The organism is Paenibacillus sp. MAHUQ-45 (assembly GCF_058133325.1).
On sequence record NZ_JBYUPV010000011.1, the window covers coordinates 157,931 to 171,457 of the forward strand.

A 13,527-nucleotide genomic window follows, 5' to 3' on the forward strand; every position below is an offset into this window, starting at 1 on the left:
CATCGGATAGACTCACTTATGAAACCAGCGATAAAGGAGAGGAACCGATGAACGATTTTATTAGTAAAAAAAGCCTGCTGCTGTTAAGTTTTGTTAGCTCATTAAGTGTAGGTTCACTTGTCGCCTCAGCTTCGGCAGATTCCGTCAAGCCTGACACCGCACCCGTAAGTTCTGCCACGAAAGTAGCTGCAGTGAGTTCGAAATCACAGCTCCAGGCTTCTTATTTCAAACCGGACCAACTACTGCAACTGCTGCAGCAAGAGAAATATGAACGTATCTATGGGCAGACGATCGACGCATTCAAGCAGGCGTTCCCGCTTCAGGAATTCAAGCAAATAGCCCGCTTGTATCACAGTAACGTCACATCCTATAAATTGAAGAGTCATGTATCCTTGAACAGTACCAACTACTATGCCTGGACGGACCCTAAAGACGAAAAAACGATCCAAGCGATGTTTAACAGCAAAAATCAGCTCGAGTTCCTGATCTTCGATACATTGAAACTGTATCCTGAGACCGATGCTAAGCTTACGCAGACGACTTTTCAGCTCCCCTTTAAAGGGAATTGGTTTGTCTTCTGGGGAGGACCCAATGAACTGATCAACTACCACTATGGAGCTGAGCAGCAGCGATATGCGTATGACCTGATTGTCGTTAACAATGGCTTCAGCTATAAAGGTGATCCTACCAAAAATGAAAGCTACTACGCTTTCGGTAAACCTATTTATGCTGCCGCAGCAGGCAAGGTAGTGAAAGTAGTCAATAACATTCATGACAACACCCCTGTCGGAACGGAGAATACGAAGGAGATTGCTGGAAATCATGTTATTATCGATCATGGCAATGGAGAATTCAGCTATTATGCTCATCTGCAAAAGGGTTCGGTCAGCGTCAAAGTCGGCGACCAGGTGAAGGCTGGAGATCTGCTAGGTAAATGCGGCAACTCAGGTAACTCCAGTGAAGCGCATCTGCATTTCGAGGTAGCCAACAGTGCGGAGCTGTACACTACGAAGTCCCTGCGCGTAAACTGGAAGGACGCCGATGATTACGAACAAGGCACCTATATCAAAGCGCCTTAACGATCAAAAAAAGAAGCAGCTCAGATATCCTGAGCTGCTTCTTTTTGCATAACCCCCGCCATGCTGCTTCCCTCATAGCAAGCTTTTCAGTTCAAACGGTCTGGGGATTGTTAGGTACCACAGACTTCCGTGATTTCTTTCTCCACAAATAGAAGGTCAAGGCGGCATAGAAGATGACAACGACAAGTCCCATATCCCCTGCAATCACCGAGGAAGCTGCAGATTGGCTGACAAACAACGAAGTCATGATCAGGCAAAACAGATTGTGGCTCGTATGAAGCATGGACGCCGTCCATACGCTTCCCGTGCGCAGCCGCAAGGTGCCAATGACCGGGGCAAGGAATACTGTACTGGCTACTGTAAAGGGAAGGATGATCCACAGTTTCTCCCCGGCATGGTACTGCGCAGTATTTATAATGATGGGGAAATGCCATATCCCATGCACCAGACCATTCAGCAGCATGGCTTTTTTCTTCCCCAGACCCAACATGCGCGGAAGCAAATATCCTCTCCATCCCAGCTCTTCGCCCATAGATTCCATAATCGTAGCCTTCACATAGAGAACCACAAGCACAATCGGGAACACCTTCCAACTAATCCCTTGAAAATCTGCTGGAATAAACAGCTTCGATAGTCCTGTCAGCAAGACTATTCCATAACCGAGCACAACTGGGATCACCGGTACGAGCAATGCGAAAGCCCACCCTTTTCTCCCCAATTTGTTCAGACCGAGACTGCCCCAACCCGCTCGTGAATATCCGTCCCGGGTAACGACCAGCATCATCAGCAGCACAGAGAACGCAGGGGTCATCATATACAAAAATCCGTTCATTCCCGGCACAAGGCTGAATCCAACGGCCAGTACCAGAACCATGATTGTGAACACGACAGCTTTAGTGGAATCCTTTAAATCAGTAAACATGGGCGTCATCTTCCTTCATATAGTAGTGGACTGCTTCATTCCTCTCTTATGAATTCAGAATACCCTTGAAAAGTAATACTCGGTTAGTGACGTTCGGCTATAAAAAGTAATGCGCATATAAAAAGCCGGCGGATGACCGGCTCATAAATTGTTATGAGATCACAGGTATACATTGTGTTCTTTTACAAAAGCCCTTCCTCAGCTGCCTTACGCATGGCCGAAGCCCGGTTTTGAACCCCCAGCTTGGAGTAGATGCTGGAGATGTAATTCTTGACGGTTCCTTCGGACAAGAACATGCGCTCAGCAATGAAGCGGTTCACCAGCCCTTCCGAAATGTATTGCAAGACCTGGAGCTCGCGTTCTGTCAGTCCATGAAGTGAATCCTTGGTAGGCTCGGAGGTCTTGGTCTCTCGACTACCAGAGATATGCTGTGAGAACAAGGCGCGGGCCACCTCCTGGGTAATCATCGTCTCGCCCCGATGAACGAGCTCAATCGCATTCGCCAGATCCATCGGATCAATGGCCTTCAGGATATATCCCTCTGCACCGGCATTTAGCGCGGCCACCACATAGTCAACCTCCTGAAAGGTCGTCAGGATGATGATCCTGATCTGGGGCCACCGTTTCTTAATGATTGCCGTAGCCTCTACCCCATCCATAACCGGCATATGAATATCCATCAAAATCACATCTGGCTAAAGACTTCCCGCTTGCGCAATCGCCGTCTGCCCGTTCTCGGCCATGCCTACAACTTCAATTCCCGGAGTCATACCGAGGACAATTCCTAGGCTTTTGCGGATCAAATCCTGATCCTCTGCAATCAGCAGTTGAATAGCTCCCATAGATTATGCTCCCTCCCTTCCAATCTCCGGCACCCTACGAGGCCGAACCGGTACTGTACAGTCTACCAATACTCCTCCAACGTCTCTTACAGCAATCTCCAGTCTGCCATTCAGATTCGCCACCCGTTGTTCCATGGCTTTCAATCCGAATCCATGGATCAGCTCACCAGTCCCTTCAATCCCTCTCCCATTGTCCTCGATCCTTAGAGTGATAAAATCAGCCCGGGTAATGAGCTTTAAAGACACTTCGGAAGCTGCCCCATGTCTCTTGGCATTGGTCAGTGATTCCTGAAGACAGCGAATCAGAACCAGCCGCACCTGCTCCGATGTCTCTACTGTGGTACCGTCAGTCTCCAGTGTCACCTTCATTCCCGTATGCTGCTCGAATTGCCGGGCCACCTGGCTCAGCACATCCGAGAGAGAGTGAATTTGCGCCTCCGGCGCAATCCCGTGAATATGCTGCCTGATCTCGTCCAGTCCGGTTCTCGTCATCTGCAGCAGCTCGGCCAAATTCTTCTTGGCCTCTTCAGGGTCCACATCTATCAGATAGCGAACAGCATCCATCCCCATTATGGTCGCAGTAAAGGTATGACCCACCGTGTCATGCAAGTCACGCGACAGACGGTTCCGTTCCTCTGCCAGGGTAAGCGATTCAATCTGACTAGCATAAACCTCAAGGGTTGCGTTCTGTTCTTGAATGATATCGTACATCCCGTTTATTTTATGATAGGAATGGACCAGCTTCTGAAAACAAAATCCGATGCCGAGAAGGACCAACAGATTGGCTGTAGCATCGATAAATTCGGCACGCGGCATCTCCCGCACCCCGCCAGACAGCAGGACCGGGAGGAAGAAGGCGGCCAGGAGCGCCCCCGCTGTGGGCCAGCCCATACATAAATAGCCGAGTGTTAAAAAAGGTACCTGAAAAAAAGCAAAGACCGTCTCTCTCATTTCTGGAAGAATCAGAAACAGTCCGCCTGTAATAAGCAGCTCCGCTGCAACCGGGAGATAACGGGGCACGTTTCGAAGCATATAGAGACCAAAGGGAACGCAGCTCGACAGCAAATATCCCGCCGCCCCCAACCAAAAAAGCACACCGTGGCTCCCGATACTGAAGTGAAGGCCCGAGATGCCCAGCCCTCCCCACACCAAACGAATTCCAAGGACCACATAGTCCAGCCAATGCCGGGGTTGTCTAAGCACAGCCAAACGGGTCACACCCTTCTTTTTCATTTTTCTGTAAGTATAAGTCAATAACCCCGGCAAATCTATATCATTCATGCTATCCGAAACCACCATTTGACGATGAAGAGAACAGCAGACAATAAGTGATATAATAGAAGAAGATAACGCAACAACTATATATTACGGGAGAACAAAGCGATGCAATCTACTATAGATGCCATGGATGATGAGCAGTGGGACAAGCTCATTCAGGATGTGGCGTATCTTTTTGATGATCTGACGCTCAAACGTGGATTTCAATATTATAAGCAAAAACGTGTCCGGCCGTTTGCGGTGACCGATGACCACAAAATCATCACGCTCGTTGAAGGGAACGATGACTACTCCGTGACCATCGATCTGGACAATCTCGGCCACAGCCGCTGCGAATGTCCTGTCAAAGGCCCCTGCAAGCATATGGCTGCTGTGCTGATGCATTATGCAGACATGCAAAATCGTTCCGTGCAGATGCTAGCGAACGCCAAGGCCGCCGCCTCCCTGCATCCCCCAGCCAGTCCCAAGCTTCCTCCCGGGGCCGCCTCAATGCTAGCACGGCAAGATCTGCTTAAAGAACAGGCAGACCGGATGCCCGATGCCGGAGTTGCGGAGTGGCGCGAGTACTGTGTAAGCTGCATCGCACCACTGGCTCACACGAGCCGGACGCCGGGTTATGCCGAGAAAGCCATCGCTGCCATTCTGAAATACAAACCATCGATGTCTCCGGCTACAGAGAAGCTGTTCTTACTTCATGCCCACCTCTTTGTGCTGGAAACGATAACTAAACCCCAGGGTGCGGCGCAAGGTGCGTTCGCTTCCTCCATGGGCTACTTCGCCCATCTGACTGTCACGGAGCTGCAGGATTCCATCGGGCAGCTCCTGACCAGCGGCCTGCCGCTGAAGGTCGAATCACAGCAATGGCCTCGTGCGACGGAAATTCTGGCCTATCTACGGATGCAAATGCTATCAGAGCCACGCGGCCGTTCCCGTGAGCAGCCTTATTTCCGTATAGCTTATGAGCTGTACTGGAAATATTGGCTCGAACCCAACCTCAGCGACAACAAGCTATACGAAGAGGAGATTGCTCAGCTACGTGCAGCAGAGACAGAGCTCGGCACTTCTCTCTCGCGACATGCCTGGCTGCTGGCGCAGAGCCGGATGTATTTCTACCTCGGGGATGATCCTCCCGCTTGGGATCATCTTCGCACCGCTGCGGATACCCCGGCTCTACAACCAGAAGACTTGCTCGGCTTCCTAGAGCCCTTATACAACACCGGGGATTGGGAACGACTGGTGAACTGGCTAACCCAGACCGGTCCGCTGCTCGGTAGCCGAATCTACGGTAATTTGAAGGATTATTCGACCTACTGGGATGCGGCCGTTGCCCAGCGACCGGAAAGCGAGCCATTGATGTGGAGCACCCTGAGCGAAATGCTGCCTTTGGCCGGTGAGATCTATAGCGAGAAACTGATCATCTATGAGAAATGGCAAGCCTGGATGGACTACCAGCTTGCAAACGGTAAAGAGCCTGCGGACTTCCGTGTTCGGGACCTTCAGCCGCTGGAGAAGCACGCACCGGAAACGCTGCTCCCCTTCTACCATCAGGCTGTAGAACGATTCGTACTGGACAAGAACAGGCAAAGTTATAAAGCCGCAGTTAAGTTATTGAAGCGGCTATCCAAGCTATACAAGAAAATGAAGCAGGAGGAGCGCTGGGAGCTGTACATGCATTCGTTCTCCGTCCGGAATAGCAGGCTGCGCGCCTTGCAGGAAGAGCTTCGGAAAGGAAAGCTAATCACATGAGCATCAATATGCATTTGAATGCGATCACCGTGAAGCTTGCCTTGAGCGAGTACGGCGATGCCTTAATATTTGGGATTAACGAACGGGATGATTATGTTCCTGGTCTGACCCTCAAACAGCGATTGTTCGCCTGGCATGAACCTTCCTTCTATGGTACAGAGCTGGCGGTGCGGCAGGTGGAGGATGTGGAACTGGTGATTCTTCCTGCAGAGCAGGTAATCCCGTTCTTCGCAGAGCTTAAGCTTCTGAGCCATGTACATTGGGTCTGGGAAGGCAGCGCTGCCCGGCTTAATGTACTGGCCCCCCTACTGACGGACTGCCTGAACGGGAAAAAGTATATTCCAAGTCTGTCCGCCTATCGGAAAGGGCAGTTGCAATGGACCTGGGAAGACGCCGCGCTTGTACGCATCGCCACAGACCGAAACGAATCGTCTACTCTACGCCAGATGCTTACTGAGAATTCCGAGTTCACGGAAGGACTACGTGCAGCCTTCTCAGCAGCGGTGTTTCAGCGATATTACGGAACTGAAGCTGCGGCTGGCGATTTGCGCAGCGAATACCCACTGCTGTTCGATAAAAGCGGCTCAGGCGCGGCAGGGATGGATGAGGCCTCCTGGCTGATCTCCATCGGCTGGAAGACCGACACCGCCCCATTCCGCCCAGCACTGCAATTGCTGGAGCCGAAAAGGGATGATCCGCACTGGGTGCTGAGGCTTGTCCTGCAGGACAAGTTTGACGAGTCCGTGCTGGTACCGATACAGCTGAGCGGCGTGGGCGAAGCCGCCGGGAAGTGGCCTGCGACGTGGACGCCCCATGTCCGCGAACGCGCCGCAGGCTGGCTCACCCGCCTGCGCGCCAGCCTGCCAGGCGAGCAGCTCTTGGACGGCGCCGATGTGCTAGGCGCGCCGCTTAGCAATGAGCTGGCCTGGCGCTTCTTGACGGCGGACAGCCGCCGGCTGCTGGAAGCGGGCTGGCAGGTGCTGCTCCCGGCGTGGTGGGAAGCCGCCAGCCGGAAGAAGCCGCGACTGCGCGCCAAGGTCAGCTCCGGCGAGGGCGAGCGCAACGGCCAGTCGCTATTCGGGCTGGATTCGCTGATCGACTTCGATTGGCGAATCTCCATCGGCGACGCGGACCTCTCGGAGTCCGAGTTCGCCGAGCTGGTCGCCCGGGGCGAGCGTCTGGTCCGCTTCCGCGGCCAGTGGATTTCGCTCGACCCCACCCTCCTGGCCCAGATTCAGCGGGCCATGGCTGGCATGGACAAGTCGCAGGGCTTGTCCTTCCAGGATGTTCTGCAGCTTCATCTCCTGAATGCAGGTGATGAAGCCGAGAACGCTGAAGCCGCTGAAGAGCAGCTTCAGGAAGAGGCCTCACGGCTCCGCTTGGAGGTGGAGCTGAACGAGCACTTGCTCGGCCTGATCGGCCAGCTCGGGCAACAGGCCCAGTGGCCGAAGCCCGAGGTGCCGGCCGGCCTTAAGGCCGAGCTTCGCAGCTACCAGCACGACGGCTTCGCCTGGCTGGCTTTCCTGCGTCGCTTCGGGCTTGGCGCCTGCCTGGCCGACGATATGGGCCTGGGCAAAACGGTGCAGCTGATCACCTATCTGCTCCACCTTAAAGAACACTATACCGCCGCCTCCAAACAGGACGCGGCTGTCAAACGGGACCCCCATGCGGCCCCTGCGGATTGGCCATCGCTCATTATTTGCCCGACCTCGGTACTCGGCAACTGGCAGAAAGAACTGGCCCGCTTCGCCCCGTCCCTGAACGTTATGCTGCATTACGGCAGCAAACGTCTGGAAGCCGGCTACTTCTATGGAGCCGCTTCGCAGGCCGATGTGGTACTGACATCTTATGCCACGGCTTCGCTGGACCAGGAACTGCTGAAGCAGTTCACCTGGGGGTGCATTTGCCTGGATGAGGCGCAGAATATTAAGAACGCCCAGACGAAGCAATCGGTCGCCGTGCGCAGCTTCCCGGCGCTGCACCGGATTGCGCTGACAGGCACACCGATCGAAAACCGTCTCTCCGAGCTGTGGTCGATCTACGACTTTATCTCGCCGGGTTACCTTGGCAGCTCCAAGTCGTTCCAGGACCGCTTCAGCAATGCCATCGAGAAGGAGCATGACGAGCGCCGTACAGGTGAGCTGCAACGACTCGTCAAGCCGTTCATGCTGCGGCGCAAGAAGAAAGATCCGGCAATCCAGCTGGATCTGCCGGATAAGAACGAAATGAAGACCTATATTCACCTGACGGCAGAACAGGCTGCACTGTATGACCAGACCGTCAACGAACTACTGGAACGTGTGCAGAAGCTTGAAGGCATCGAGCGCAAGGGTGCTATTCTTTCGGCACTTACCCGGCTCAAGCAGCTATGTGATCACCCAGCACTGCTATCGAAGGAAGCCTTGCAGGAGATGGACGCCGATTCAGGAGAGATGGCACCGTTGAACGCCCCGGCCCTGATCGGGCGTTCAGCCAAACTGGAGCGCTTGATGGCCATGGTACGGGAGCTGCGCGAGGAGGATGAGCGCTGCCTCATCTTCACGCAGTATGTCGGCATGGGCCAAATGCTGCAGGCTGTGCTCCAGCAGGAGCTGGGAGAGCCGGTGCTGTATCTCAATGGTAGCACCTCCAAAACGTCACGCGATCGTATGATCGAGCGTTTCCAAGCTCCTGCGCGAACAGGTTCGACCGATGCAGCGTCCGATCAGCCTAACGTCTTTATCCTTTCTCTGAAGGCCGGCGGGGTTGGCCTCAACTTGACCGCGGCCAACCATGTGTTCCACTTCGACCGCTGGTGGAACCCTGCCGTTGAGAATCAGGCGACCGACCGGGCCTACCGGATGGGTCAGACCCGGGATGTTCAGGTCCACAAATTCATCTCCCTCGGCACGCTCGAAGAGCGTATTGATGAGATGCTGGAGAGTAAGCAGCAGCTTAGCGACAATGTCATCTCCAGCTCAGAAGGCTGGATTACCGAGTTGTCTACAGACGCGCTCAAGGACTTGTTTACCCTGCGCAGGGAGTGGATGGCGTAAAGTGGTGTGCCTATCCGTAAGCCCGTGAGGTTTTATCTTCTTGTACGCTACAGACATGGAGGCTCTCTTTCATTATGTAGAGCTTTGAAGTGAACCCGGGATCATACCGGGTTTGCCATAAATTAGTGCATGTGTTAGAATCGACTTAACTTTGATTGAACGGAGGGTTACGTGTGATAGACTTTATCCGAGTTCGTACGTTGCGCGGCTAATTGAATAGCGCTCAAGCTCTGCCCATGTGCAGAGGACTCAGGATAGGTCTGCCATTTTTAAAGGTAACCCACAGCTATGGACTGTCCGAAGAAGCTTCACGCTCTTCGGCATTCCGCCTTTAGGAACCTCCATAGTAACCCATGAACACAAGCATAGCCTGCTATCGCAGGGGAGATTTCACGCATCCACCCTCATGCGGAAGGTTATTTGTGTCCTGCATCCTATGGAAGACCAGGTCTCGCAGCGGAAGCACGTCTTCCCTTGGTTCCTTGTTCTGAAGTCCTCTACAGATACTGTAAGCACAGGCAGATGGCCTGTGCTTTTTTTGATTTTTATTTTTGCTGAATTTCGATTTTCACTTTTTGCTAAATAACGGAGGATGATTATATATGATGGAACCTACACAGCAGACCGCAATCATTGTTGGAGTCCAGCTTCAACAAGACCATAACTTCGCCTATTCCATGGAAGAGCTGCGCAATCTCGCAGCCGCATGCAATATCGAGGTTGTTGGGGAATTAAGCCAAAAGACCAGCCGGATCAACCCTTCCCATTATCTCGGGACTGGTAAAATCGGAGAGCTGAGAGCTTTAATGGAAGCAGCGGATACTGAACTTGTTATTTTTAACGATGAATTATCCCCTTCCCAAATCCGCAATCTGGAATCCACACTGGACCGACAGGTTATTGACCGGACAATTCTGATCCTCAACATCTTCGCCGAACGGGCCAAGACCAAGGAAGCCCAGCTCCAGGTGGAAGTAGCTCAGCTGCAATATATGCTCCCCCGCCTATCGGGTCTGCGTGAATCTCTGGGACGCCAGGGCGGTGGTGCCGGCATGAAGAACAAAGGTACCGGGGAGACGAAGCTTGAACTCGACCGGCGGAGAATCGAGGAGCGCATCACCGCTCTCCAGACTGAGCTTACACAGCAGGTAGCCCGGCGCCAGATTCAACGCAAGCAACGCCACAAGAATGAAATACCTGTGGTCTGTCTCGTTGGATATACCAATACCGGCAAATCCAGCTTGATGAACGCTATGGTTGAGACTTACCACCCAGGTTCCAACAAACAGGTATTCGCGAAGGATATGCTGTTCGCCACCCTGGAAACATCGGTACGCAGTATCGATTTACCGGATCACAAAACCTTTCTCTTGACGGATACAGTAGGATTCGTAAGCCAGCTACCTCACCATCTGGTCAAAGCCTTCCGCTCCACGCTTGAAGAAGTGACCGAAGCGGATCTGCTAATTCATGTCGTTGATATCGCTGATTCGCAGCACAAGCAGCATATGGCTGTGACGGAGGAGACCCTGAAGGCGCTTGGCGCAAATGAGATTCCGGTCCTCTACGCCTACAACAAGGCAGATTTGACAGAGCTGTCCTACCCGCTGGTTGAAGGGGATAACCTGTACTTGTCCGTGAAGCAGAATAAAGGCATCTCAGAATTGACAGAGCTGATCCGCAGTCATGTGTTCAATGACTATATGCAATGCGAGATTCTCGTGCCTTTTGACCAGGGACGTTTAGTCTCTTACTTCAACGAGAACGCTCATGTCCAAGCCGTCAGCTATGAAGAAAATGGTACCCGGATGACGCTGGAGTGTAAAATTGCAGACTTTGAGAAGTACCGTAACGATTTTGTCCAACTTTAAAAGTCAGAAAGACAAGACAGCCCTCCAATCTCTGATAGGTTGGGGGGAATGCTTGTCTTTCTGAGACCTCCTGAAAGGTGGATGTACCGGCCTGCACACGTTCATGACGTAGCGTAGCGCCGGTTTTTTGATGCTTTGCGATCTTGTTCATAGTTTAAAACTCGCTGGTTTATACCGATGTGGTAGGGAGGTCTGCCTTTTTATACATATAAATATACTGATGACCCCCAATTCTGGCGATAACCGCCCGGTCTGGACCTCTGACTCCAGAAGACGAACGGCTTTGCCCCTCGGATAATTTCCGCAAATACTCAAAGTCGGGATGAAAAGTCTCATCTAAGAGATACGCAGACGTTGTGCTTCCCGGTACCCTTTCCTCATTCAGCGCAGCAATGATGCCCTGCCCGGAGCTGATCCCGATGCCATGACCAAAATATTTTCCATTGCCCAGGACGATAACGTTCTCACCCTGCCACTCAGGTTTATTCGGATCATGATCGGGGTTCTTGAAATATTGCACATCGCCAGGATAGGCCTCCAGATTGTTATTAATAGTAGTGAGCTGCAAATCGTTATCATAATGCCAGTCATACAAGAGCAAATCATTGAAATAGGCGTTAAATACAGCGGGACCCAGCGCATCAAGGACGCCCTTGTATAGAATCACTACTGTAGCTGTTGCGCATTCAAATGCATAAAGATAACCGTGACGGAAAATGTCGTTGATCCCATCGGATGGCTGAACCCCTTTTCTCAGCTGTAGCCCGCCTTTGCTGGTTCGGGTCCAGTAATTCGGGTTGCCCCGAGTCGTCTCGAAGGAGGCAAACTCCGCTCCGCTAGCATCCAGCGCCCTTGCTGCATCCACAATGTGCTTTCTTGTCTTCAACTCGAATTCCAGTGCCGCCGGATTTTCGTACACATAGTTCTCCGGACTTCTCTGTTTCTCCGCCACAATCTCCCGCTCTACCCCGGACAAACCGGGCATGTTAATGTCGTTGATATCGCCACTCAAGAACGTAATCACTGCTGTACCTCCCATGACTCTGTATTCTCTAAAATATAGGTTATTGTACGTTGCAACTTCCATGGATGTGCAAAACAACCCTCCAGTAGCACTGCGCACGTGCAGGAACTGGAGGGTTGTAGTGTTGTTTTTAATGTTAGGTTAAATTATGCCGTACCAAGCACGATCTCATCGTCGTCGTTATCCGAATTGAAGGCCTCACGGTCAAATTCACCTTCCGAATTAGCAACCAACAGAGCTGTAACGGTAGTCCCTGTCGCATTCACGGCAGTACGTCCCATATCGATAAGTGCTTCTACGCCTGCCACAATCGCGATCCCTTCAAGTGGCAGTCCCAGTGCAGTTAATACAACTGTAGTAGAAATTACCGCAGGACCAGGAACTCCGGCTACACCAATAGAAGAAATAATACTAACAAGCACTAGAACTATGTAGTCCGTTACGGTCAAGTTGATACCAAATACCTGAGCAGTGAACACCGCTACAATTGCTGGCCAGATACCGCCGCAGGCATTGAAGTTCACAGATGCGCCAAGCGGAGCGATAAAGCTCGCAATACGCGGCGAGATATGCAAGCGCTTAGTGATAACTTCCAAGTTGACCGGAAGCGTAGCATAGCTGCTGCGAGTGGTGAAGGCTACAGCGATGGTCGGATAGATTTTGCGGAAGAACTTAATCGGATTAACCTTGGCTACGAAGAAGACCAAGCCACCGAAGATCAGTACAAAATGGATAATCAAGGCTACATAGGAGGTAACAATAACACTTCCGAGCTCTTGCAACGTCTCCCATCCGTAACGCGCCGTAATCGCGGCAATGAGTGCGAACACGCCATATGGTGTTAAGCGGATAATGAATTTGACGACCTGGTGCAGAACCAGGGTCAGGGATTCGATCAGATCACGTACAGGCTTTACTGCCTCCGGCTTTTTAGCACCAATCTTGATAATTGCTACCGCCAGGAAGACTGCGAAGATGAGCAGTGGAACCACCTTGCCAGTCGCTGCTTCATTCACCGGGTTAGAAGGTACGAGGTCGAGAATGACCTGCGAGAAGGTTGGAATCTCACGTGCAGTGAAGTCTGCTGGCACTTCCTGCTGGATACCTTGACCAGGGTTGAAAAGTAGGGCTACCGTCAGCCCTATAATAGAAGCGATTCCCGTTGTCCCCAGGAACCAAGCAAAGGTCTTGATACCAACTTTACGCAAATACTCCAGATTGGTCAGAGATGCGATACTGTTCAATACAAGAATGAATACAAGAGGAATAACAAGCATGCGGATCAGACTTACATAAATACTGCCGAAGGTGCTGATGGCCTTAGTCTCAAACTCCAGCTTTTGAAAGAGAATCCCGACCACAAGTCCAATTACCAAACCGATGATAACCCGGGTACCAAAACCTACCCGCTTGCGTGCCAGAAGAAATAAAATTCCAAAAACAACGATGGAAACTACAAATCCGTACCAGTTTGTTTGAATCGCCGAGAGTAGATTATTGTCTATATTCTTCATTCTTTCTAAAACCCTCCCATACCCCACTTATTTGATATGAATAATGAAAATAATGTATATTCAAAATCTATGAAAGTCAATGTAATAATATGTTAATCCTATTTAATTCCGATAATTTCGGTATGAAAAATAAATATTGATTGACAACTACTTTCGGCATTGAATAATATTAAAAACATCACACGATGCATGCATCATTTGCTGGATCACCAAAGG

The 13,527-nt window shown here is 51.6% G+C and carries 10 protein-coding genes; 4 read left to right on the plus strand and 6 right to left on the minus strand.

The genetic code is table 11. The features are described 5' to 3' along the window. Positions 1-47 precede the first annotated feature (47 nt). Complete coding sequence (locus AC3Y23_RS22175) at positions 48-1,079, plus strand: M23 family metallopeptidase (protein WP_379203107.1); 1,032 nt, start codon at positions 48-50, stop codon at positions 1,077-1,079. Between the two features lie 91 nt (positions 1,080-1,170). Here the strand turns inward: AC3Y23_RS22175 and AC3Y23_RS22180 are convergent, their stop codons facing one another. The 4 genes from AC3Y23_RS22180 to AC3Y23_RS22195 all read right to left on the minus strand — a co-directional run bounded on the left by AC3Y23_RS22180 (position 1,171) and on the right by AC3Y23_RS22195 (position 4,124). Beyond that, positions 1,171-2,001 carry a CPBP family glutamic-type intramembrane protease gene (locus AC3Y23_RS22180; protein ID WP_379203109.1) on the minus strand — a complete coding sequence of 277 codons (831 nt, stop codon included), beginning with the start codon at positions 1,999-2,001 and terminating at the stop codon, positions 1,171-1,173. 182 nt (positions 2,002-2,183) lie between these two features. After that, on the minus strand, positions 2,184-2,690 hold the full coding sequence (locus AC3Y23_RS22185) for a LuxR C-terminal-related transcriptional regulator (RefSeq protein ID WP_379203111.1): 507 nt from the start codon (positions 2,688-2,690) through the stop codon (positions 2,184-2,186). Positions 2,691-2,696: 6 nt separating this feature from the next. Then, a complete protein-coding gene (locus AC3Y23_RS22190; protein WP_379203113.1) occupies positions 2,697-2,843 on the minus strand; it encodes a helix-turn-helix domain-containing protein in 147 nt (48 codons plus the stop codon). 3 nt (positions 2,844-2,846) lie between these two features. Beyond that, positions 2,847-4,124: a sensor histidine kinase gene (locus AC3Y23_RS22195; RefSeq protein WP_379203115.1), complete on the minus strand. Its 1,278-nt coding sequence runs from the start codon at positions 4,122-4,124 to the stop codon at positions 2,847-2,849. Positions 4,125-4,226: 102 nt separating this feature from the next. Between AC3Y23_RS22195 and AC3Y23_RS22200 the strand changes: the two genes are divergently transcribed. From AC3Y23_RS22200 to hflX, 3 genes are all read left to right on the plus strand, one after another. Then, positions 4,227-5,867 carry an SWIM zinc finger family protein gene (locus tag AC3Y23_RS22200; RefSeq protein WP_379203117.1) on the plus strand — a complete coding sequence of 547 codons (1,641 nt, stop codon included), beginning with the start codon at positions 4,227-4,229 and terminating at the stop codon, positions 5,865-5,867. A 2-nt stretch (positions 5,868-5,869) separates the two neighbouring features. Then, on the plus strand, positions 5,870-8,902 hold the full coding sequence (locus AC3Y23_RS22205; protein ID WP_379203196.1) for a DEAD/DEAH box helicase: 3,033 nt from the start codon (positions 5,870-5,872) through the stop codon (positions 8,900-8,902). Between the two features lie 605 nt (positions 8,903-9,507). Next, positions 9,508-10,773 (plus strand): GTPase HflX, encoded by a 1,266-nt coding sequence (gene hflX / locus AC3Y23_RS22210; RefSeq protein ID WP_379203199.1) that lies wholly within the window; start codon positions 9,508-9,510, stop codon positions 10,771-10,773. A 169-nt stretch (positions 10,774-10,942) separates the two neighbouring features. Here the strand turns inward: hflX and AC3Y23_RS22215 are convergent, their stop codons facing one another. Both AC3Y23_RS22215 and AC3Y23_RS22220 read right to left on the minus strand, forming a co-directional pair. Beyond that, positions 10,943-11,797, minus strand: coding sequence for a protein-glutamine gamma-glutamyltransferase (locus tag AC3Y23_RS22215; protein WP_379203119.1), 855 nt, complete (start codon positions 11,795-11,797; stop codon positions 10,943-10,945). A 146-nt stretch (positions 11,798-11,943) separates the two neighbouring features. Then, positions 11,944-13,311: a dicarboxylate/amino acid:cation symporter gene (locus tag AC3Y23_RS22220; RefSeq protein WP_379203121.1), complete on the minus strand. Its 1,368-nt coding sequence runs from the start codon at positions 13,309-13,311 to the stop codon at positions 11,944-11,946. Positions 13,312-13,527 lie beyond the last annotated feature (216 nt).

Excerpts from the sequence above, each read along its gene's own strand:
- AC3Y23_RS22175 (WP_379203107.1), top strand. The coding sequence starts at position 48 with ATGAACGATTTTATTAGTAAAAAAAGCCTGCTGCTGTTAAGTTTTGTT.
- AC3Y23_RS22180 (WP_379203109.1), bottom strand. The coding sequence starts at position 2,001 with ATGTTTACTGATTTAAAGGATTCCACTAAAGCTGTCGTGTTCACAATC.
- AC3Y23_RS22190 (WP_379203113.1), bottom strand. The coding sequence starts at position 2,843 with ATGGGAGCTATTCAACTGCTGATTGCAGAGGATCAGGATTTGATCCGC.
- AC3Y23_RS22195 (WP_379203115.1), bottom strand. The coding sequence starts at position 4,124 with ATGAATGATATAGATTTGCCGGGGTTATTGACTTATACTTACAGAAAA.
- AC3Y23_RS22200 (WP_379203117.1), top strand. The coding sequence starts at position 4,227 with ATGCAATCTACTATAGATGCCATGGATGATGAGCAGTGGGACAAGCTC.
- hflX (WP_379203199.1), top strand. The coding sequence starts at position 9,508 with ATGGAACCTACACAGCAGACCGCAATCATTGTTGGAGTCCAGCTTCAA.
- AC3Y23_RS22220 (WP_379203121.1), bottom strand. The coding sequence starts at position 13,311 with ATGAAGAATATAGACAATAATCTACTCTCGGCGATTCAAACAAACTGG.